Here is a 331-nt window from a genome sequence, read left to right as displayed (position 1 = left end):
CGTAAAGACCATATCCAGCAAGGTTCGATTGCCACTTCTGATTCCGGAAAAAGGAGTCCCTGCATTGGCCGTATACATGTTGGTAATGGTCCCCGCCGGAATGATCCCCGCCCAGTCGAGGGAAGTAGGTACCGTTTCAGCCCCGCTGTATACATCGAACAACAGCGACGTATCCTTGGTAAAAGCCTCGTTGATGGCAAATTCTGCGGTCTTTGAGGAAGTCATGCCCGTCACCTGGTCCCAGCCATTGTTGACCCCCATGGTTACAGTAGTGGCATCCGTCAAAGCGTTCACGGCACGCACCCCCGTATGGGTAAAGGGGCTGTGGCCA

1 protein-coding gene is annotated in these 331 nt (G+C 54.4%); it reads right to left on the bottom strand.

Annotated elements, in window-relative coordinates; genetic code table 11:
• The coding region (locus IV91_RS16270) for an outer membrane beta-barrel protein (protein ID WP_035418596.1) at positions 1 to 331 on the bottom strand (331 nt) is incomplete at both ends.

It is taken from the genome of Ferrovum myxofaciens, from assembly GCF_000735045.1.
GTDB classification, from domain to species: Bacteria; Pseudomonadota; Gammaproteobacteria; order Burkholderiales; family Ferrovaceae; genus Ferrovum; species Ferrovum myxofaciens.
Note: the sequence above shows the minus strand (reverse complement) of the source record. Positions and strands in the feature narration are given on the sequence as shown.